Here is a 17,673-nt window from a genome sequence, read left to right as displayed (position 1 = left end):
TCAGGGCCCCGAGGCTTCCAGCCGCCCGCCTTGGCGCACCATGACCACGCGCGTGGCCGCGCCGGTCTGGTCATCGGTCTCGACATAGAGCCCGGCAAGCGTCGCCCGCCCCGTCGCCGGCGTGAAACGGCCCTGCCCCATGCCGGTGACAAACCGGCGGAGAGGCTCGTCCTTCTTCATGCCGATCACCGAATCATAGTCACCGCACATGCCCGCGTCGGTCTGATAGGCGGTGCCGCCGTCAAGGAGCATCGCATCGGCCGTCGGCACATGGGTATGGCTGCCCACCACCATCGAGGCGCGGCCGGCGCAGAAATGACCCATCGCCATCTTCTCCGACGTCGCCTCGGCATGGACATCGACGATCACCGCCTGCGCGAGCCCCCCGCGCGGATAGGCGGCAAGCACGGCATCGACCGCCGAGAAGGGGTCATCGAAGGGGCGCTTCATGAACACCTGCCCGAGCACCTGCGCGACCAGCACCTTGCGCCCGCCGGGAGCCTCGAAGAGGCGCGCGCCGTGACCGGGCGCGGCCTTGGCATAGTTGAGCGGGCGCAGGATGCGCGGCTCGTTCTCGATGAAGGAGAGCATCTCGCGGTGGTCGAAGGCATGGTCGCCAAGCGTCACGCAGTCCGCGCCGGCCTCGAGCAGCAGCTTGGCGTGATCGGGGTTGAGCCCCGCGCCGGAGGTGGCGTTCTCGCCGTTGACCACGACAAAGTCGAGCCGCCATTCCTTCCGCAGCGCCGGCAGGCGCTCGATCACCGCGCGCCGGCCCGCACGGCCGACCACATCGCCCAGATAAAGAAGTCGCATGGGCGCCCGCCTAAGCGTTCCGGCGCCGCGGTGCAAGCGCGATCACCTCGGCCTCGGTCACCACGAGGTCGAGAAGCTCGTCGGTGGGTTCGAGCGGAAGTGCCTCCGCCTCCTGCGCGGCGAAGGCGAAACCGATCGCCAGCGTTGCCGGATTGGCGGCGCGCAAAGCCGCGAGCGTGCGGTCGTAGAAGCCGCCTCCATAGCCCAGCCGCCCGCCGCGCCGGTCGAAGGCCAGAAGCGGAACGACCAGAACCTCGGGCACGATCCACTCCCCCTCGCGTGGGACTCTCGCACCGAAGGGCCCTTCGACCGTCTCCGCCTCCGGGCTCCAGGCGCGGAATCGAAGCGGGCGCCCCATGCCCTCGATGACAGGCATGGCCACGGGTCCATGACGGGCCATCTCCGCCATCGCCGGCAAGGGGTCGATCTCGGTGCGCATGGGCATGTAGCCGGCGAGCGCGCGGCCGCTGTGCGGCCGCAGGACCTCGAGCAGCCGCGCCGCCCCGGCGCCGCCGTCACCGGCGGCGAAGGCGGCTGCGCGCCGGGCAAGAGCGGCCTGCCGCGCCGCCGCCTTCTCCCTCTGCAGAGCGCTCACGGCACGATCCTCACAGCAGAATCCATGATGCAAGGCCCAGAAACGCGCCGAAACTCACCAGATCCGTCACGGTCGTTACGAAGGGGCCGGAGGCAAGCGCGGGGTCAACGCCGAGCCGGTCAAGCGCCAAGGGGATGAGAATACCGCCAAGCGCGGCCGAAACAAGGGTGAGCACCATCGCCGAAGCGACCACCACGGGCAGCATCGGCATGCCGAACCACACGCCCGCCACCACCGCCATGATCAACCCGAAGGCGGCACCGTTGAGCGCACCGACCGCCACCTCGCGCTGGATCACCCGCCAGGCATTGCTCATGGTCAGATCGCGCGTGGCAAGCGCACGAACCGCCACGGTCATCGACTGGGTGCCGGCATTGCCTCCCATCGAGGCCATGATAGGCATCAGCACGGCGAGCGCCACCGCCGCCTCGATCGCCTCCGAGAAATAGTCGATGACCAGCGAGGCGAGAATCGCGGTCAAAAGGTTGACGAACAGCCAGACGAAGCGCGCCTTTGCAATCTCGGAGATCCGGTCGGAAAGGCTCTCGTCGCCGACACCGGCCAGCCGAAGGATGTCCTCCTCGGCCTCCTCATCGAGGACGGCCATCGCGTCGTCGATGGTGACGACGCCGGTCAGCCTTCCGTCGTCATCCACGACCGGCGCGGAGATGAGGTGGTAATGGTTGAAGACATAGGCCACGTCCTCGACATCCTGCAGCACATGGATGGTGCGGAAGCTCTCGTCGCGCAGATCCTTCAGGGGCACGTCGCGCCGGTTGGCAAGAATCCTGCCCAGCGGCACATAGCCGGTGGGCCGCATGCGCGGATCGACGAGAATGACGTGGTAGAAATCTTCCGGCAGCTCCTCGGCCGCGCGCAGATAGTCGATGGCGTCACCCACCGTCCAGTGCTCGGGCACCGAGACGAACTCGCGCTGCATGAGGCGCCCGGCCGTCCCTTCCGGGTAGGCCAGCGACTGTTCGACCGCGGCCCGGTCATCGGCGGGCAGGGCGGCCAGGATTTCCTCGCGCTGCTCCTCCTCGAGATCCTCGACGAGATCGACCACGTCATCGGTCTCGAGTTCGCGCACCGCCTCGCCCAGCGCCTCGGGCGAGAGCGCCGCGATCACCTCCTCGCGCAGGCCCTCGTCCAGTTCGGAGAGAACCTCGCCCTCGAGTTCGCTGCCCCACATCCGCAACAGCTCGCGCCGGTCCTCGGGGTCGAGCTGCTCGAGAAGGTCGGCGATGTCGGCGGGATGCATGCCCTCGAGAAGTTGGGCCAGCGCAGGCGCGTCGCCCGCCTCGAGAGCCGCCGCAACCGCGCTCACCGCATCGCGCGCAAGGCCGAAATCCTCATCCTCCCGCCGGGTCTCGGGCGCTTCGTGTTCGCTCATGCGCAGTCCCCCCTGCAACCGCCTCCGGGCACGCGCGGAACCTAGTGCCGAAGCCCCGCAAACAAAACCGGAAATGCGGTGATTTACCGGCCCGCCGGCACGATTTATGCTGCCCCGCCGCTGACCGCACCGGAGTCATGGAATGCCCTCTCATCTGCTCATCGGCCAGACGCTCTCCTTCACGGCCGATCCCTTCGCGCTGCCCCCCGAGGAGGCCGCGCGCCACCAGAGCCGCGGCGCCGTGCTGATCGAGAACGGCCGGATAGCCGCAATCGGCGAGGCCGACGCCCTCGCCCGCGCCCACCCTGGGGCCGAGCGTGTGGACCACGGGGAGGCGCTGATTTCGGCCGGGTTCATCGACGCGCATGTGCACTATCCCCAGACCGCGATCATCGCGAGCTGGGGCAAGCGGCTCATCGACTGGCTCAACAGCTACACCTTTCCCGAGGAGATGCGCTTTGGCGACGCGGACTATGCGGCGGCAGTGGCATCGCGCTATTTCGATCTCGTGCTTGCCCACGGCACCACAAGCGTGTGCAGCTTCTGCACCATCCATCCCGAAAGCGTTGACGCCTTCTTTTCCGAGGCGCAGCGGCGCGGGCTCCGGGTCTGGGGCGGCAAGACCTGCATGGACCGCAACGCGCCCGACGCCCTGCGCGACACGGCGCACACGGCGCATGACCAGAGCCTCGCGCTCCTGAAGCGCTGGCATGGCGTGGACCGGCTTTCCTACGCCATCACCCCGCGCTTCTCGCCCACTTCCACGCCCGAACAGCTCGAGGCACTCGGCGCGCTGTGGGCGGCGCACCCTGACTGCGCGATGCAGACGCATCTCTCCGAGCAGCGCGAGGAGGTGGCCTGGGTGGCTGAGCTGTTTCCGCAGGCTCGGGACTACCTCGACACCTACGAGCGATTCGGCCTCGTCGGTCCCGGTGCGCTCTTCGGCCACGCCATTCACCTGACCGGGCGCGAGCGTGCGCGGCTGCGGGAGACGGGCTCGGCCCTGATCCACTGCCCCACATCGAACACCTTCATCGGCTCGGGCCTGTTCGACACCGCCGCGCGCAAGCGCGAGGGGCAGATCGTGGGCCTTGCCACCGACACCGGCGGCGGCTCCTCCTTCTCGATGCTCAGAACCATGGCCGCGGCCTACGAGATCGGCCAGCTCACCGGCACCGCGCTGCACCCCGCGCAGCTGTGGTGGCTGGCCACCCAGGGTTCGGCGCGCGCGCTCCGGGCCGATCACCTGATCGGCAACCTCGCCGTGGGCATGGAGGCCGATCTCGTGGTGATCGACCTCGCCTCCACCCCCGCCATCGCCCAGCGCGCGGCCCGGGCGGAAAACTTCTGGGAGGCGCTCTTTCCCACCATCATGATGGGCGACGACCGGGCAGTGCGCGAGGTGTGGGCTGGCGGAAAGCGGGTTGTGGCGAAGGCCGCCGGCCAATAGCTCAGCGCGGCGTCAGAACCTCGAGCGCCGCGGCGTGAATGTCACGATTGGCGGCGGCGACAATGCGCCCGCCTTCATGCGCCGGGCCGCCCTGCCAGTCGGTCACCACGCCGCCCGCGGCCTCGATCACCGCGATCGGCGCCTGAACGTCATAGGGGTGGAGACCAGCCTCCACCACCAGATCGACGAGGCCGAGCGCCACCAGCGCATAGGCGTAGCAGTCCATCCCGTAGCGGGTGAGGCGGCAGCGGGCGGACAGGCGCCTGAAGGCCGCTTCCTCCTCGGGGGTGCCGACCTCGGGGAAGGTGGTGAAGAGAATCGCCTCCTCGAGCCGGTCGTTGCGCCGGCACGCCAGCCGCCCGTGCCCTCGCGGGCCCCTGAACTCCGCCACGCCAAGGCCGCCCGCGAAGCGCTCGCCGATGTAGGGCTGATCGATCAGGCCAAAGAGCGGCCCACCCGCATCGCGCACCGAAACCAGCACGCCCCAGGTGGGCGTGCCGGAGAGGAACCCGCGCGTGCCGTCGATCGGGTCAAGCACCCACTCCAACCCGCTCGTGCCGGGCTTCCGGCCGAACTCCTCGCCGAGGATGGCGTCATCGGGGCGCGCTGCCTCGAGAACCGCGCGCATCGCCGCTTCAGCCGCCCGGTCGGCCTCCGTGACCGGGTCAAAGCCTTTTTTCGCCTTGTTCCGGGTGTCGAGGTCAATGTGCCGGAAATGCGGCAGGATCGCCTGGCCAGCGGCGTCCGCGGCCGCGTGAGCGGCCGCGATCAGCTCTTCCCGCAGAAGTGGCGAAAGCTGCGTCTTCACGCTCGACATCGGCCGCGCTCCTCACTGCCGTCGAGGGATGAGCCCCCGGCTCGCGCCTGCGCGGCCGGTCGGCCCTACATCTTGTCGCTCAGAACCCGCGCAAGTTCAAACAGCCGCCGCCGCTGGTTCTCGGGAATCGCATAATAGGAACGGACCAGTTCCAGAGCCTCCTTGTCGGCGAGAATGTCGCCCGGCACCTTCTCCCCTTCCGCGGGGCGGGTGGCGCCCTGCTCTTCCTCGAGACCCTCGAAGAAGAAGCTCACCGGAACCTGCAACGCCTCGGCAATGTCCCACAGACGCGAGGCCGAAATGCGGTTCATGCCGGTTTCGTACTTCTGGATCTGCTGAAACTTGATGCCGACCTTTTCGGCCAGCTGCTGCTGGGTCATGCCCACCATCCAGCGGCGATGGCGCACCCTCTTGCCAACGTGAACATCAACCGGGTGTTTCATCAGCCCTGATCTCCCTTCGATTTCGCTCCCCTACCCGCTGGGATAGTTGCGAAGCCACGGTCGCACAACCTGTCTTTTGGGACAGTTTCCCCCGGCACTCGTCAACCGCGAGCTGTCGCAGGCAGGGTTCCGCCACCGTTCGATGGTTGCGCGCCCTGCCCTTCGCCGACCACCCGGCGCCGCGCCACCGGCGTCACGGTTGGCAGCGGCGCGACCGACCGGTAGGACTGGCGGCGTGGACCACCGGAGACAGTCACAGATGCGCGCCTTTCAGATCACCGACTTCGATGCCCCGCCCCAGCTGCGCGACATCCCCGAGCCCGAGCCCGGCCCCGGCGAGGTCAAGGTGCGGATCGCCGCATGCGGGCTCAACTTCGCCGATCTCCTCATGGCCCGCGGCCAGTATCAGGAGCGCCCGCCGCTGCCTGCCACCCTGGGACTCGAGCTTGCCGGCACGGTGGAGGCCGTGGGCGAAGGGGTCTCCTCCCCCCGCCCCGGAACGCGCGTGGCAGTGTTTTCGGGGACCGGCGGGCTTGCCGAGGCGGGCGTCTTCCCAGCCGAACGCTGCACGCCGATTCCCGACGCGATGAGCTTTGCCGAGGCGGCCGCCTTCCAGGTCGCCTATGGCACCTCGCATGTAGCGCTCGAGCACCGCGCGCGGCTGAAGGAAGGCGAGACGCTGCTCGTGCTCGGCGCAGCAGGCGGCGTGGGGCTGACGGCGGTGGAGATCGGGAAGCTCATGGGCGCGCGGGTGATCGCCGCGGCGCGCGGCGCCGAGAAGCTTGCCGTTGCCAAGGCGGCCGGCGCCGACGAACTCATCGACACCGGAACGGAGGACCTGCGGGACCGGGTGCGCGCGCTTGGCGGTGCGGATGTGGTCTATGATCCGGTGGGTGGCGAGCTCTTCCGCGCGGCGATGCGCGCCTGCCGGCCCGAGGCGCGGATCATCGTCATCGGCTTTGCCTCCGGCGATGTGCCCCAGATTCCGGCCAATCACATTCTTGTGAAGAACCTGACCGTGATCGGCTTCTACTGGGGCGGCTACATCGCCTTCGCGCCCGAGGTTCTCACCGACAGCCTGCGCAGGCTGTTCAAGTGGTATGAGGAAAGGCGCCTCAAGCCGCATATCAGCCACCGTCTCCCGCTGGAGCGTGCCGGCGAGGGGCTTGAGCTTCTGCGCCGCCGCGCCTCGACCGGCAAGGTGGTGATCGAGATCGCTGGCGACTGAAGCGCGTCGAAAGCCCGATCAATGCCGGCGAATGTCTTGAAACGCATGCCCGCTCCGACGATATTACTATGTGCGACCGTCGCGTGCGCGGCGGTGAACCCGTGAGTTTCTTGGAGGCAGTCAATGGCTGACTATCAGACGGTCCGTGCGGCAGCCGGCGCCCGCGCCGCGCAGATCGACGAGGGCCTTCGCGCCCACATGAACAAGGTCTACGGCACCATGTCGGTGGGCCTTCTGGTCACCGCCGGCGTGGCCTGGGCGGTCGGCACGTCCGACGCGCTCCTGTCCATCTTCCGCGACCCAGTGACGCTGGCGCCGAACATTCTCGGCTGGATCGCGATGTTCCTGCCGCTGATCATGGTCTTTGCCTTCGGCGCCATGATCAACCGGCTGTCGGCGGCCGGCGCGCAGCTCTTCTTCTACACCTTCGCCGCGGCGATGGGCCTTTCGATCAGCTGGATCTTCGCCGCCTTCACCGGCATTTCCATCGCGCAGACCTTCCTTGTCACCTCGATCGCCTTCGCCGGCCTGTCGCTCTACGGCTACACCACCAAGCGCGACATCTCGGGCTGGGGCGCCTTCCTCATCATGGGCGTGATCGGGCTGATCGTGGCCTCGATCGTCAACATCTTCCTCGGCAGCCCGGCGATCCACTTCGCGATCTCGGTGCTCGGTGTGCTGATCTTCGCCGGTCTCACCGCCTATGACACCCAGCGCATCAAGGTCGAGTACATCCAGCACGCCCAGGCGATGGATGAAGAGTGGCTGGGCAAGTCGGCGATCATGGGGGCGCTGAGCCTTTATCTCGACTTCATCAACATGTTCATGTTCCTCCTGCAGTTCCTCGGCAATCGCGAGTGAGCGCGGCAGGAGCGCCATCAACGGCAAAGGCCGGCCCCTGTGGCCGGCCTTTTTCATTGCCCGTGACGCCGCGCGCATCTGCCATGCGCGAGCGCAAGAAAAAGGGCCGCGCACCCGGCGCGGCCCTGCAAAACTGCCCCAGAGGCTCAGATCACTTGATCTTGCCTTCCTTGTACTCGACGTGCTTGCGCGCGACGGGGTCGTATTTGCGCACCACCATCTTCTCGGTCATGGTGCGGGCGTTCTTCTTGGTCACATAGAAGTGGCCCGTGCCCGCCGTCGAGTTCAGGCGGATCTTGATGGTCGTCGGCTTCGCCATGGATCAACTCCGTGCCTCGAACGGCCCCCGGGCCGCCCGCGAATTCCTCGATCGCCGCCTTTTAACGCGCGCGCGGGCGCTGTCAACCGCCAAGCGCGGCACAAGGGTCAGGGCAAGGCGCGCGGCGGGCCTGTAAGCCGGATTCTGTTCCCCGCCCGAAGGCGGTTCGATGGCCATTCCTCTGGGCCTGCCGTTACCGGCAGGCTCTAGCTGCCAACCCGGACCTCTGGGAGGAAGCATCCCCGGGCCCGTGAAGGCCCTCTGAGGTCCCTATTCGGCATTGCTCCCGGCGGGGCTTGCCGTGCCGGTCCGGTTGCCCGTCCCGCGGTGGGCTCTTGCCCCACCGTTTCACCCTTGCTGCCGGCGACAGCCGACAGCGGTCTCTTCTCTGTGGCGCTTTCCCTCGGGTTTCCCCGGCCGGGCGTTACCCGGCGCCGTTGCTTCCTGGAGTCCGGACTTTCCTCCCCTGCCACAAGGGGCAGGAGCGGCCATCCGGCCCGCCGCGCACTCCCGATCTAGGAAGCCGGGGCGTCCCGGTCAACCGGGAAGCGCGCAGCGAGATCGGCGATGGCGGCCATGTCGGCCGGCGACAGCGGCCCGCGCGCGAAGGGCCGAAAGCGGGCGCGGAAGACCCTCAGGATCAGCCCCGCCGGATCATCGCAGCCCTCGGGCGCTCGATAGCCGAAGGCGCGCGCGGCCGCGAGGAATGCACCCTCATCGGCGGCGCGCGGCTCCCGCCCGGGCGCGGGCCAGACGGAAAGGCCCGCCCGCGCGAGCCTCAGCCAGTCGAAGCGCGGGCCCGGATCGGGCTTTCGCCCCGGCGCCATGTCGGCATGACCGATCACCCGCTCGGGGCGAATCGCCCAGCGCTGCATGATCTCGGCAAGCAGCGCCTCGAGCGTGGCCATTGCCGGCGCGGCAAAGGGGCTTTGCCCGTCATTGTCGATCTCGATGCCGATGGAGCGGGAGTTCACGTCCCTCACCTGCCCCCAGGCACCCGCACCCGCGTGCCATGCCCGCGCCTCCTCCGGCACCAGCCGGAACAGGCGGCCGTCCCGCGCGATGAGCCAGTGGGCGGAAACCTCCGCTTGCGTGTCGCAGAGCCGCTCGAGCGCAGCCTCGGCCGAGCCCATGGCCGTGTAGTGAAGCACCACCATGTCAGGCCGGGCGCCTCCGCGTCGGGGGCCGAAATTCGGCGAGGGCCGCTCGATGACGCGCACGGCCGGGCGTCTCAGCCCCCCGACCGTGCGGCGAGGCGCCGATAGGGGGCAGGATCCCAGTTGCAGGCGAAGCCGTCGCCGTCGGGGTCGAGGTTGAGCCTGTCGCGCTCCGGCCCTCCGGCGGCGAGGAAGGCCTCCTGCGCGGCATCGTCAGAGGGATATTCGGCGCAATTGCGCGCCGCCAGCGCCGGCAGGGCAAAGATGCTGCGGCGGTAGAGCTTCTGACCCACCGCGTTCGTCGTCGAGAGCGCATAGGAGACGACACCGGGCGTGGCCGGCGCCTGCTCGGAGGCGGTCGTGGCCGGGAGCGGCGCGTTGCCGTCGGGCGGAAGCGCCGATGTCTCCACCCCGGACTCGGCAGACGCGCGCGCGCCCGCGCCGTCGAACCCGCGATAGGCGGGTGTGGCTCCGAGCGGCGCATCGGCGGGCGCGCCGCTGTCGGGGACAGACGAAGAACAGGCGGAGAGCGCGGCCAGCGACAGGGCCGCGAGGATCACGCGCATGGGGAACCTCTGCTCGATGGTATTTTGCCCGAGCCTACCACCATTTCTCCGGCTTTGAAACGAAGCCGGCCGCACGCTCCAGCGTCTCGGCAAGGTTCAGAAGCTCGCCCTCCTCCCAGGGCCGGCCGATGAGCTGCAGCCCCAGCGGCAGCCCCTGGGAATCGAGCCCGGCCGGAACGGCGATGCCGGGCAGGCCGGCGAGATTGACCGTCACGGTGAAGACGTCGTTGAGATACATCTGCACGGGATCGGCCTCCGACATCTCGCCAAGCCCGAACGCGGCCGAAGGCGTGGCAGGGGTGAGAATGGCGTCGATACCATCGGCAAAGACCGTCTCGAAGTCGCGCTTGATGAGGCTGCGGACCTTGCGCGCGCGGTTGTAGTAGGCGTCATAGAAGCCGGCCGAGAGCACATAGGTGCCGATCATCACCCGCCGCTGCACCTCCGGCCCGAAGCCCTCGGCGCGGGTCTTCTCGTACATCTCCACGATGCCCTCGCCCTTGGCGAGCTTGGCGCGGTAGCCGTAGCGCACCCCATCATAGCGGGCGAGGTTCGAGGAGGCCTCGGCAGGGGCGATCACATAGTAGCAGGGCAGCGCGTATTTCGTGTGCGGCAGCGAGATGTCGACGATTTCCGCCCCCGCATCGCGCAGCATCTCGGCGCCCTGTTTCCACAGCGCCTCGATTTCGGCCGGCATGCCTTCCATGCGGTATTCGCGCGGGATGCCGATGCGCTTGCCGCGGATGTCGCCGGTGATCGCCGCCTCGAAATCGGGCAGCGGCAGATCCGCGGAAGTCGAGTCCTTCGGGTCGTGACCGGCCATCGCCTGCAGCATGATCGCCGCATCGCGCACCGTGCGCGTCATCGGCCCGGCCTGATCGAGCGAGGAGGCAAAGGCCACGATCCCCCAGCGCGAGCAGCGCCCGTAGGTGGGCTTGAGGCCGACGATGCCGGTGAAGGCGGCGGGCTGGCGGATCGAGCCGCCGGTGTCGGTGCCGGTGGCGCCGAGGCACAGCCGCGCGGCCACCGCCGCCGCCGAGCCGCCCGAGGAGCCGCCGGGCGTGAGCAGCCGCTCATCCACCCGCCAGGGGTTCACCGCCGGGCCATAGACGGAGTGCTCGTTGGACGAGCCCATGGCGAACTCGTCCATGTTGAGCTTGCCCAGCATCACCGCGCCGGCCGCCTTGAGCTGCGCGGTGACGGTCGATTCATACTCGGGGCGGAAATTCTCCAGAATCCGGCTCGCCGCCTGGCTGGGCACATGCTCGGTGCAGAACAGATCCTTGATGCCGACGGGGATGCCGCACATGCCCGGCGCCTCGTCGCCTTTCTCCTTGAGCATCGCATCGGCGGCGCGGGCGCGCTCCATCGCGATCTCGGGGGTCTTGTGGACGAAGGCATTGAGCGCGTCGGCCGCCTCGATCTCCCGAAGGCAGGCTTCGGTCAGCTCCACGGCCGTGACATCGCCCCGGCGCAGCGCGTCGCGCGCCTCGGCGATCGAGAGAGAGGAAAGCTCCGACATCACTCCACCACCTTCGGCACCACGAAGAAGCCCTCGCGGGCATCGGGGGCATTGGAGAGAATCTTCTCGGGGTAGCCGCCGTCGGTCACCTCGTCGGGCCGGCGCTTGAGGCGCATCGGCGTGACCGAGACCATGGGCTCGACGCCTTCAACATCCACCTCGTTGAGTTGCTCGATGAAGCCGAGGATGCGGTTGAACTCCTCGGCCAGCGCCGGCAGGCGCTCGGGCTCGACCCGGATGCGGGCCAGCCGCGCCACATGGGCGGCGGTTTCAAGATCGATCGACATGCGCAGAGCTCCCGATGGAGGGGCGTTTCCGGCCGAAGGCTTTACCGCCCCGCCCCGCCGCCCGCAACCATGTGACGGCGATAGACCTCGATCATCCAGCCGAGCATCACCGCGTTGAGGACGTGCCACAGGAAATGGGTGCCAATGGGCACCGCTGCGCAGAGAGGCCCGTCAAGCGAGCGGAAGGTGAGCGAGAGCGTGAGGATCACCGCGCCGATCCCGAGGCCGCGGGCGGTGGCCGGTGCCCGGCGGCGGAGCAGGAGCGCATAGGCCGCGATGAGGAGCACCACCGGCCAGTAGGGCGCCGAGATGCCGAGGAAGGGCAAGGGCGCAATCAGCCGCGCCGCCACTGCCGCCAGAGGGAGGAAGAGAAGTGCCGCCAAGGCGGCAAGCCACGGCGGCATGGCGAGAAAACGGAGGTTCACGGCAAGGAGATAGAGCAGAATGAAGGCCGCGATCGGCAGCACGTCGGCCAGCGCCGCCCATGGCGTGGCAAAGGTGTGAAAGAGGAAGCTTCCGGCGCCGATCACGGCGAGAACGGCGACCATCAGGCGCGCCAGCGGCAGTTCCGTCCCTCTGAGCCTGTGCCACATCACAAACGCCGCGACCACGAAGGCCGCATTCGTCACCGCATTCAGCGGCTCGGCCCAGAAACCCGGCCCCACCCTTTCGCAATAGGCGTCGATGAATTGCGCCCCATCCAAGGTGACAGCCCCGCCTGCGCTGCTATTGTCGAACGGAAAGCAGACAGCCACGATTTGCGGAGGAAGTCACCATGAAGATCACCTGGCTTGGCCATTCCGGCTTTCGCATCGAGATCGGCGGCACCACGCTTCTCGTCGACCCCTGGCTCACGGGCAACCCGATGTTTCCCCAGGAGCGCCGCGCCGAGGCAATCGACGGCGCCCAGTTCGTCCTTGTCAGCCACGGCCATGGCGACCACTCCGGCGATGCGGTGGGCATTGCACGCGAGCTCGGCATCCCTGCCGTCGGCATCTATGACCTCATGGCCTGGTGGGGGGCGCGCGAGGACATCGAGACCATCGGCTTCAACAAGGGCGGCACGGTGGAGCTTGGCGCGGCGCGAGTGACCATGGTGAATGCCACGCATTCCTCTTCCACCGATGGCGCAGAGGGGCCCGTCTATACCGGCACCGAATCGGGCTTCATGATCGCCGGCGAGGGGCACACCATCTATTTTTCCGGCGACACCGACGTGATGGCCGACATGGGAGTCTTTGCGGAGTTGCACAATCCCGACATCGGCCTTCTCTGCGCCGGCGGCTGGTTCACCATGGACATGGAGCGCGCCGCCTATGCGGCGAAGAAGTTCTTCGACTTCAAGACGGTGATCCCCTGCCACTACCGGACTTTCCCGATACTCGAGCAGTCGGCGGAGAAGCTCGTGGCGGCACTCCCCGGCGTGAACGTGATCGAGCCGCAGGTGCTCGAGCCGATCGAACTCTGAGGCGCCCCGAGGGCTGATTTGGGAAAAATCCACAGGCTGTGGTATGCTTTCGTTTTTCACAACAGAAATTTGGGGGGATTTTCCATGAAAAGGTATCTGATTACGACCGCAGCCTGCCTTGCTATCGCGCTGTCAGCCGGCACCTCCTTCGCGGGCATCGGCAACGGCAAGGGCGTCGACAAGGGTAACAAGAATGGCTGGGAAGATTCAGGCGGCGGCTACGAGGGGCTGGTGCCCAAGGGGCTGAACGTCTCGGGCGACAACGGCCGGACTGACAAGGGCAAGGGTAACGGCGGCGAGAACCTTGACGGCAACACGCCCAACAAGAATGGCGAATTCGCCGACGGGGATAACGACGACGATCCCCCGCACGGAAACTGATTTTTTCGTCGATCCTGAGGAGGCCGCGTTTGTGGCCTCCTTCCTGAACCGAAAGACGCGGGCTCAGTTTCCGCGCCGTTCGGCGAAGAAGGCCTTCAGAAGCGCCTCCGCCTCTTCGGTGGCAATGCCGTCCACCACCTCGGGCTTGTGATGTGCCTGCGGGTGGGTGAAAACGCGTGCCCCATGCGCCACCCCGCCCGATTTCGGATCGGCCGCCCCATAGACGAGGCGCGCGATACGCGCGGCGGAGATCGCTGCCGCGCACATCGCGCAAGGCTCGAGCGTGACGTAGAGCACATGGCCCGGCAGCCGCTCCGAGCCGGCCGCCGCGCAGGCCTGGCGCAGGGCGAGGATCTCGGCATGGGCCGTGGGGTCGGCGAGCTCGCGTGTGCGGTTGCCGGCGCGCGCCACGATCCGCCCCGCGGGGTCGGCAATCACGGCGCCCACGGGCACTTCGCCGCGCATGGCCGCCGCGCGGGCCTCCGCAAGGGCGGTGTCCATATGACTTGCAAAGCGTGTCATGGTTGTCAGATGGCCCGCGGCGGCGGCAATTTCCAGCCCGTTCGCGCGGCGCCTTGTGCCGCGCCTTCCGCAGGCTATCCTCGACCCGAAGGCAGCGGAGAAGGTTCATGAGCGCCGAAGCGAGCGAGGAGAGGGTTGCCATCGACGCCCGCGTCACCGGCCGTGTCCAGGGAGTCGGTTTCCGGTGGTGGACCTGCGACGAGGCCGAGGCGCTGGGCCTCGCGGGATGGGTCAGGAACGAGCCCGATGGCTCCGTACGCGCCCATCTCGAGGGGCCGAGGCGCGCGGTTGAGGCCATGGTTGCGGCGCTGCATCGCGGCCCGTCGGCAGCGCGCGTCGCCTCGGTCGAGGTCACGCCGGCATCGCCGTCACCCGAACCGGGCCATGGTGTGCGCATTCTGCGCTAGCAGACCACGGGGCCGCAAGATCTGGCGAATTGATCGAATCGCATCCTTTCGGCACTCTTGCCCCTGACCGGCCCGCCCCGGATCGTGAGCAGGCGATCAGGGCAGAACGGGCTGGCGAGACGAGGCAGAGGCATGAAGTCAATGACTTTCCGCATACCCTTGGCGATTCTTTCGGCAGCCGTGACCATGGCACTCGTCGCACCGTCAGCGTCCGCCGGCCCCATCGAACGCGCCTGCATACGCTCGGATCGGCCTGCGGCGAGCCGGGAGCTGTGCAGCTGCATTCAGCAGGTCGCCGACATCGTGCTCACGCGGAGCGACCAGCGCCTTGCGGCACGTTTCTTCCGCGATCCCGATCTTGCCCAGCGCATCCGCCAGTCCGACAGTCGCAACCACGAGAGCTTCTGGCAGCGTTACCGGAGCTTCGGAGAAGCGGCGCAAAGCTATTGCGGCTGAGTTGCGCAGCCACGCCGCAGGGCTTCGACGAGGCCGGCACAGCCCGCCTCGATGAGATCGAGCGCCGTCTCGTAATCGCCTGTGAAATAAGGGTCGGGCACTTCGCCGCCGCACGCCGCGCCGGCATAGTCGAGCAGAAGGCGCAGCCTCGCGCCGGAGCCCGCGGGGCGCAGCCGCTCAAGCGTGGCGAGATTGTCCCTGTCCATCGCGACGATGAGGTCGAAGCGCGAGAAGTCCCGCTCGGTGACCTGTCGCGCGCGCAGGGCGGACAGGTCATACCCGCGCGCGGCAGCGGCCCTGATCGCTGGCGGGTGGGGCGGCTTGTCCACATGCCAGCCGCCGGTGCCGGCGCTGTCCACCTGAAGCCGGAGGCCCGCGTCTGCCGCCATTCGCCGAAGCACCGCCTCGGCGGTGGGTGACCGGCAGATATTGCCAAGGCAGACCATCAACACGCTTTGCACCATGCGCGCACTCAACCCGTGGCCAGCAGCGCCGTCAACCTCCCGTGCCTGGGGAGGGCGCTGCCCGATGGGCGCGATTTTCCGGTTTTGCCGAAGGCTGCTGTCGCCGCTTGGGCTCTGGCACCGGGCGGGCAGCCACGCGATGCTGGTTCCCCGGGCCATGCGCCAGCCCGGATCTCGAGATGTCCCATGTCGGGAGGCTCCATGTCAGATCACCCCACCCCGCCGCGCTACCATCTTCCTGACGGCGGCCTGCCGCCGCAGACCCAGATTCTGACCGACAGAGCCGTCTTCACCAACGCCTATGCGGTCATCACCAAGGGCACGCTGCGCGACATCACCGCCTCCGCCCTGCCGTTCTGGCGCGACACCCGGCTGTGGGTGCTGGCCCGTCCCCTTTCGGGCTTTGCCGAAACCTTCTCCCATTACGTGATGCAGGTCGCGCCCGGCGGAGGATCGGACCGGCCGGAAACCGACCCATCCGCCGAGGCGGTCCTGTTCGTCACCGGCGGCGCCGGCCGGCTGACCATTGCCGGCAAAAACCACGAACTCGCCCCCGGCAGCTACGCCTATCTGCCCGCCGGGACGGATTGGCGCCTCGAGGCGACGGGAGAGAATGCGCTCAACTTTCACTGGATCCGCAAGGCCTACGAGGCGGTCGAGGGCATCGCACCGCCCGCCCCCTTCGTCACGCACGAGGACAGCCACGCGCCGATCCCGATGCCCGGCACCGAGGGGCGATGGGCGACGACCCGCTTCGTCGACCCGGCCGACATGGCCCATGACATGCATGTCAACATCGTCACCTTCGCCCCCGGCGCAGTGATCCCCTTCCCGGAGACGCATGTGATGGAGCACGGACTCTACGTGCTCGAGGGCAAGGCCGTCTACCGCCTCAATGCCGACTGGGTCGAGGTCGAGGCGGGCGATTTTCTGTGGCTGCGCGCGTTCTGCCCGCAGGCCTGCTACGCCGGCGGCCCGGGGCCGTTCCGCTACCTGCTCTACAAGGATGTCAACCGGCACGCGCGGCTCTTTCCGCCGCGCTGAGGCCAGGCGGCGGCGCGGAAGACTGACCCGCGCCGCCCCATGCGGTCAGTCCCTGCCGTGACCGGCCAGACCGCCCGAAACCTCCTCGGTGGCCTCCGGTGCAAGCTCCTGCGGCAGGATGAGGTTCAGCACGATGGCGATCACCGCCGCCGGCAGGAGCCCCGAGGTCATCAGCACCTTGACCGTCCCCGGCAGATGCTGCAGCGCGCCCGGCTCCAGCTGCAGGCCAAGCCCGAGCGACAGGGCGATGGCGAAGATCACCATGTTGCGGCGGTTCCAGTCCACATCCGACAGGATCGAGATGCCGGCAGCCACGACCATCCCGAACATCACGATCACGCCGCCGCCCAGCACCTCGATCGGCACGGTGGCGATGGCGGCGCCCACCTTCGGGAACAGCCCCGCCACGATCAGGAACAGCCCGCCGATGGTGACCACATGCCGGCTCATCACCCCGGTCATGGCCACAAGGCCGACGTTCTGACTGAACGAGGTGTTCGGCAGCGCACCGAAGAGCCCCGCAATCGCCGATCCGAAACCGTCGGCATAGGTGGCGCCTGCCAGTTCGCGTTCCGTCGCCTCGCGCCCCGCGCCGCCCTTGGCGATGGCCGAGACGTCGCCCACCGTCTCGATCGCCGAGACCACGCCCATGAAGCACATGCCGATGATCGCGGCGGCATGGAACTCGAGCCCGAAATGCAGCGGATCGGGCAGTGCGAAGACGGCGGCGGTGCCGATATTGCCGAAGCTGACCATGCCGAAGGGGATCGCGACGATGTAGCCGGCGATCAGCCCGATCAGAACTGCCGCCACCGACAGCATGCCGCGGGCGAAGAACTTCAGCGCCAGCGTCACGACGATCACCACGCCGGCCACGAACCAGTTCTGGAGGCTGCCGTATTCGGGCGTGCCGATGGCAGGCACCCCGCCCGCCGCGTACTGGATGCCGACCTTCACGAGCGAAAGCCCGATCATGAGCACGATCAGGCCCGTCACCAGCGGCGGCAGGGCGAAGCGCACCTTGTTGATGATCGTGCCGAGGAACCCCTGGAAGATGCCACCGACAAGGATGCCGCCCATGAGCCCGGCCATGGCCGAGACACCCTGGCCGGCCACGATCGGAATCATCACCGGCAGAAAGGCGAATGAAGTGCCCTGCACGATCGGCAGACGTGCCCCCACGGGCCCGATTCCGATGGTCTGCAAGAGCGTCGCCACCCCGGCGAAGACCATCGACATCTGGATCATGTAGATCATCTCGGGGAAGTCGGGCGAGTTCGAGCCGAAGCCGAAGCCCGCCGCCCCGGCAACAATGATCGCCGGCGTGATGTTCGACACGAACATCGCCAGCACATGCTGAATGCCGAGCGGGACCGCCTTGGCCAGCGGCGGCATGTAGTCGGGGTCCCGAAGCTGCTCGGGTGTTCCCAGCGCGGTGTCTGTCATCTTCGTCTCCCTGTTGCGCGCGGATGGGTCAAAT

General features: G+C 68.1%; 22 protein-coding genes and 1 other RNA gene. 8 read left to right on the top strand and 15 right to left on the bottom strand.

What is annotated here, in order from left to right; translation table 11 throughout:
- Genes BLQ14_RS07075 through mgtE form a run of 3 tightly spaced genes read right to left on the bottom strand, consistent with a single transcriptional unit; the run spans window position 1 to window position 2,801 of the window.
- Window positions 1-813 carry a TIGR00282 family metallophosphoesterase gene (locus BLQ14_RS07075; protein WP_092499625.1) on the bottom strand — a complete coding sequence of 271 codons (813 nt, stop codon included), beginning with the start codon at window positions 811-813 and terminating at the stop codon, window positions 1-3.
- 10 nt (window positions 814-823) lie between these two features.
- Window positions 824-1,408 carry a 5-formyltetrahydrofolate cyclo-ligase gene (locus BLQ14_RS07070; RefSeq protein ID WP_092499623.1) on the bottom strand — a complete coding sequence of 195 codons (585 nt, stop codon included), beginning with the start codon at window positions 1,406-1,408 and terminating at the stop codon, window positions 824-826.
- A 10-nt stretch (window positions 1,409-1,418) separates the two neighbouring features.
- A complete protein-coding gene (gene mgtE / locus BLQ14_RS07065) occupies window positions 1,419-2,801 on the bottom strand; it encodes a magnesium transporter (protein WP_092499621.1) in 1,383 nt (460 codons plus the stop codon).
- A gap of 142 nt (window positions 2,802-2,943) precedes the next feature.
- Here mgtE and guaD point away from each other — a divergent pair, with 142 nt between their 5' ends.
- Window positions 2,944-4,251, top strand: a complete 1,308-nt coding sequence (gene guaD, locus BLQ14_RS07060) for a guanine deaminase (RefSeq protein WP_092499619.1) — start codon at window positions 2,944-2,946, stop codon at window positions 4,249-4,251.
- A gap of 1 nt (window position 4,252) precedes the next feature.
- On the opposite strand, the gene hisN is transcribed toward guaD, so the two are convergent.
- Both hisN and BLQ14_RS07050 read right to left on the bottom strand, forming a co-directional pair.
- Window positions 4,253-5,068, bottom strand: a complete 816-nt coding sequence (hisN, locus tag BLQ14_RS07055) for a histidinol-phosphatase (protein WP_092499617.1) — start codon at window positions 5,066-5,068, stop codon at window positions 4,253-4,255.
- A 65-nt stretch (window positions 5,069-5,133) separates the two neighbouring features.
- Entirely contained in the window at window positions 5,134-5,511 is a 378-nt protein-coding gene (locus BLQ14_RS07050) for a helix-turn-helix domain-containing protein (RefSeq protein WP_092499615.1), read from the bottom strand.
- A 259-nt stretch (window positions 5,512-5,770) separates the two neighbouring features.
- Between BLQ14_RS07050 and BLQ14_RS07045 the strand changes: the two genes are divergently transcribed.
- Together BLQ14_RS07045 and BLQ14_RS07040 are read left to right on the top strand one after the other, a co-directional pair.
- Complete coding sequence (locus BLQ14_RS07045) at window positions 5,771-6,739, top strand: NADPH:quinone oxidoreductase family protein (protein WP_092499613.1); 969 nt, start codon at window positions 5,771-5,773, stop codon at window positions 6,737-6,739.
- A 123-nt stretch (window positions 6,740-6,862) separates the two neighbouring features.
- Window positions 6,863-7,600, top strand: coding sequence for a Bax inhibitor-1/YccA family protein (locus BLQ14_RS07040; RefSeq protein ID WP_092499611.1), 738 nt, complete (start codon window positions 6,863-6,865; stop codon window positions 7,598-7,600).
- A gap of 151 nt (window positions 7,601-7,751) precedes the next feature.
- Here the strand turns inward: BLQ14_RS07040 and rpmG are convergent, their stop codons facing one another.
- The 7 genes from rpmG to BLQ14_RS07005 all read right to left on the bottom strand — a co-directional run bounded on the left by rpmG (window position 7,752) and on the right by BLQ14_RS07005 (window position 12,155).
- On the bottom strand, window positions 7,752-7,919 hold the full coding sequence (gene rpmG, locus BLQ14_RS07035; protein ID WP_039682682.1) for a 50S ribosomal protein L33: 168 nt from the start codon (window positions 7,917-7,919) through the stop codon (window positions 7,752-7,754).
- Between the two features lie 117 nt (window positions 7,920-8,036).
- An RNA gene (gene rnpB / locus BLQ14_RS07030) (RNase P RNA component class A) lies at window positions 8,037-8,423 on the bottom strand.
- An 11-nt stretch (window positions 8,424-8,434) separates the two neighbouring features.
- Entirely contained in the window at window positions 8,435-9,130 is a 696-nt protein-coding gene (locus tag BLQ14_RS07025; protein ID WP_425412093.1) for an N-acetylmuramoyl-L-alanine amidase, read from the bottom strand.
- Window positions 9,131-9,150: 20 nt separating this feature from the next.
- Window positions 9,151-9,642, bottom strand: a complete 492-nt coding sequence (locus tag BLQ14_RS07020; RefSeq protein WP_092499607.1) for a hypothetical protein — start codon at window positions 9,640-9,642, stop codon at window positions 9,151-9,153.
- Window positions 9,643-9,676: 34 nt separating this feature from the next.
- On the bottom strand, window positions 9,677-11,164 hold the full coding sequence (gene gatA, locus BLQ14_RS07015; RefSeq protein WP_092499605.1) for an Asp-tRNA(Asn)/Glu-tRNA(Gln) amidotransferase subunit GatA: 1,488 nt from the start codon (window positions 11,162-11,164) through the stop codon (window positions 9,677-9,679).
- Window positions 11,164-11,451, bottom strand: coding sequence for an Asp-tRNA(Asn)/Glu-tRNA(Gln) amidotransferase subunit GatC (gene gatC, locus BLQ14_RS07010; RefSeq protein ID WP_092499603.1), 288 nt, complete (start codon window positions 11,449-11,451; stop codon window positions 11,164-11,166). The genes gatA and gatC overlap by 1 nt, the downstream gene beginning before the upstream one ends.
- A 41-nt stretch (window positions 11,452-11,492) precedes the next feature.
- Complete coding sequence (locus BLQ14_RS07005; protein WP_092499601.1) at window positions 11,493-12,155, bottom strand: hypothetical protein; 663 nt, start codon at window positions 12,153-12,155, stop codon at window positions 11,493-11,495.
- A gap of 71 nt (window positions 12,156-12,226) precedes the next feature.
- On the opposite strand from BLQ14_RS07005, the gene BLQ14_RS07000 reads away from it, so the two are divergent.
- Together BLQ14_RS07000 and BLQ14_RS06995 are read left to right on the top strand one after the other, a co-directional pair.
- Window positions 12,227-12,919, top strand: coding sequence for a metal-dependent hydrolase (locus BLQ14_RS07000; RefSeq protein WP_092499600.1), 693 nt, complete (start codon window positions 12,227-12,229; stop codon window positions 12,917-12,919).
- Between the two features lie 84 nt (window positions 12,920-13,003).
- Complete coding sequence (locus tag BLQ14_RS06995) at window positions 13,004-13,300, top strand: hypothetical protein (RefSeq protein WP_092499598.1); 297 nt, start codon at window positions 13,004-13,006, stop codon at window positions 13,298-13,300.
- A gap of 63 nt (window positions 13,301-13,363) precedes the next feature.
- On the opposite strand, the gene BLQ14_RS06990 is transcribed toward BLQ14_RS06995, so the two are convergent.
- The gene (locus tag BLQ14_RS06990; protein WP_092499596.1) at window positions 13,364-13,822 is read right to left on the bottom strand and encodes a nucleoside deaminase; all 459 of its coding nucleotides are present in this window, start codon (window positions 13,820-13,822) and stop codon (window positions 13,364-13,366) included.
- A 107-nt stretch (window positions 13,823-13,929) separates the two neighbouring features.
- On the opposite strand from BLQ14_RS06990, the gene BLQ14_RS06985 reads away from it, so the two are divergent.
- Both BLQ14_RS06985 and BLQ14_RS06980 read left to right on the top strand, forming a co-directional pair.
- The gene (locus tag BLQ14_RS06985; RefSeq protein WP_092499594.1) at window positions 13,930-14,229 is read left to right on the top strand and encodes an acylphosphatase; all 300 of its coding nucleotides are present in this window, start codon (window positions 13,930-13,932) and stop codon (window positions 14,227-14,229) included.
- A gap of 141 nt (window positions 14,230-14,370) precedes the next feature.
- Window positions 14,371-14,685 (top strand): hypothetical protein, encoded by a 315-nt coding sequence (locus tag BLQ14_RS06980; RefSeq protein ID WP_092499592.1) that lies wholly within the window; start codon window positions 14,371-14,373, stop codon window positions 14,683-14,685.
- Here BLQ14_RS06980 and BLQ14_RS06975 read toward each other — a convergent pair.
- Window positions 14,673-15,149 (bottom strand): low molecular weight protein-tyrosine-phosphatase, encoded by a 477-nt coding sequence (locus BLQ14_RS06975; RefSeq protein WP_092499590.1) that lies wholly within the window; start codon window positions 15,147-15,149, stop codon window positions 14,673-14,675. The two genes, BLQ14_RS06980 and BLQ14_RS06975, sit on opposite strands and share 13 nt — an antisense overlap.
- 201 nt (window positions 15,150-15,350) lie before the next feature.
- Between BLQ14_RS06975 and BLQ14_RS06970 the strand changes: the two genes are divergently transcribed.
- Window positions 15,351-16,193 carry a bifunctional allantoicase/(S)-ureidoglycine aminohydrolase gene (locus BLQ14_RS06970; protein WP_092499588.1) on the top strand — a complete coding sequence of 281 codons (843 nt, stop codon included), beginning with the start codon at window positions 15,351-15,353 and terminating at the stop codon, window positions 16,191-16,193.
- Window positions 16,194-16,238: 45 nt separating this feature from the next.
- Here BLQ14_RS06970 and BLQ14_RS06965 read toward each other — a convergent pair whose 3' ends face one another.
- Window positions 16,239-17,639, bottom strand: coding sequence for a uracil-xanthine permease family protein (locus BLQ14_RS06965; RefSeq protein WP_092499586.1), 1,401 nt, complete (start codon window positions 17,637-17,639; stop codon window positions 16,239-16,241).
- Window positions 17,640-17,673: the final 34 nt, after the last annotated feature.

It is taken from the genome of Meinhardsimonia xiamenensis, from assembly GCF_900102905.1.
Taxonomy (GTDB): Bacteria; Pseudomonadota; Alphaproteobacteria; order Rhodobacterales; family Rhodobacteraceae; genus Meinhardsimonia; species Meinhardsimonia xiamenensis.
The sequence above is the reverse complement of the archived record's forward strand: the minus strand, read 5'-3'. Positions and strand labels throughout refer to the sequence as shown.

Excerpts from the sequence above, each read along its gene's own strand:
- mgtE (WP_092499621.1), bottom strand. The coding sequence starts at position 2,801 with ATGAGCGAACACGAAGCGCCCGAGACCCGGCGGGAGGATGAGGATTTC.
- BLQ14_RS07040 (WP_092499611.1), top strand. The coding sequence starts at position 6,863 with ATGGCTGACTATCAGACGGTCCGTGCGGCAGCCGGCGCCCGCGCCGCG.
- gatA (WP_092499605.1), bottom strand. The coding sequence starts at position 11,164 with ATGTCGGAGCTTTCCTCTCTCTCGATCGCCGAGGCGCGCGACGCGCTG.
- BLQ14_RS07075 (WP_092499625.1), bottom strand. The coding sequence starts at position 813 with ATGCGACTTCTTTATCTGGGCGATGTGGTCGGCCGTGCGGGCCGGCGC.
- BLQ14_RS06970 (WP_092499588.1), top strand. The coding sequence starts at position 15,351 with ATGTCAGATCACCCCACCCCGCCGCGCTACCATCTTCCTGACGGCGGC.
- BLQ14_RS07000 (WP_092499600.1), top strand. The coding sequence starts at position 12,227 with ATGAAGATCACCTGGCTTGGCCATTCCGGCTTTCGCATCGAGATCGGC.
- BLQ14_RS07045 (WP_092499613.1), top strand. The coding sequence starts at position 5,771 with ATGCGCGCCTTTCAGATCACCGACTTCGATGCCCCGCCCCAGCTGCGC.
- rpmG (WP_039682682.1), bottom strand. The coding sequence starts at position 7,919 with ATGGCGAAGCCGACGACCATCAAGATCCGCCTGAACTCGACGGCGGGC.
- hisN (WP_092499617.1), bottom strand. The coding sequence starts at position 5,068 with ATGTCGAGCGTGAAGACGCAGCTTTCGCCACTTCTGCGGGAAGAGCTG.
- gatC (WP_092499603.1), bottom strand. The coding sequence starts at position 11,451 with ATGTCGATCGATCTTGAAACCGCCGCCCATGTGGCGCGGCTGGCCCGC.
- BLQ14_RS06995 (WP_092499598.1), top strand. The coding sequence starts at position 13,004 with ATGAAAAGGTATCTGATTACGACCGCAGCCTGCCTTGCTATCGCGCTG.
- BLQ14_RS06990 (WP_092499596.1), bottom strand. The coding sequence starts at position 13,822 with ATGACACGCTTTGCAAGTCATATGGACACCGCCCTTGCGGAGGCCCGC.
- BLQ14_RS06965 (WP_092499586.1), bottom strand. The coding sequence starts at position 17,639 with ATGACAGACACCGCGCTGGGAACACCCGAGCAGCTTCGGGACCCCGAC.
- guaD (WP_092499619.1), top strand. The coding sequence starts at position 2,944 with ATGCCCTCTCATCTGCTCATCGGCCAGACGCTCTCCTTCACGGCCGAT.
- BLQ14_RS06980 (WP_092499592.1), top strand. The coding sequence starts at position 14,371 with ATGACTTTCCGCATACCCTTGGCGATTCTTTCGGCAGCCGTGACCATG.
- BLQ14_RS06975 (WP_092499590.1), bottom strand. The coding sequence starts at position 15,149 with ATGGTGCAAAGCGTGTTGATGGTCTGCCTTGGCAATATCTGCCGGTCA.
- BLQ14_RS07020 (WP_092499607.1), bottom strand. The coding sequence starts at position 9,642 with ATGCGCGTGATCCTCGCGGCCCTGTCGCTGGCCGCGCTCTCCGCCTGT.
- BLQ14_RS06985 (WP_092499594.1), top strand. The coding sequence starts at position 13,930 with ATGAGCGCCGAAGCGAGCGAGGAGAGGGTTGCCATCGACGCCCGCGTC.
- BLQ14_RS07050 (WP_092499615.1), bottom strand. The coding sequence starts at position 5,511 with ATGAAACACCCGGTTGATGTTCACGTTGGCAAGAGGGTGCGCCATCGC.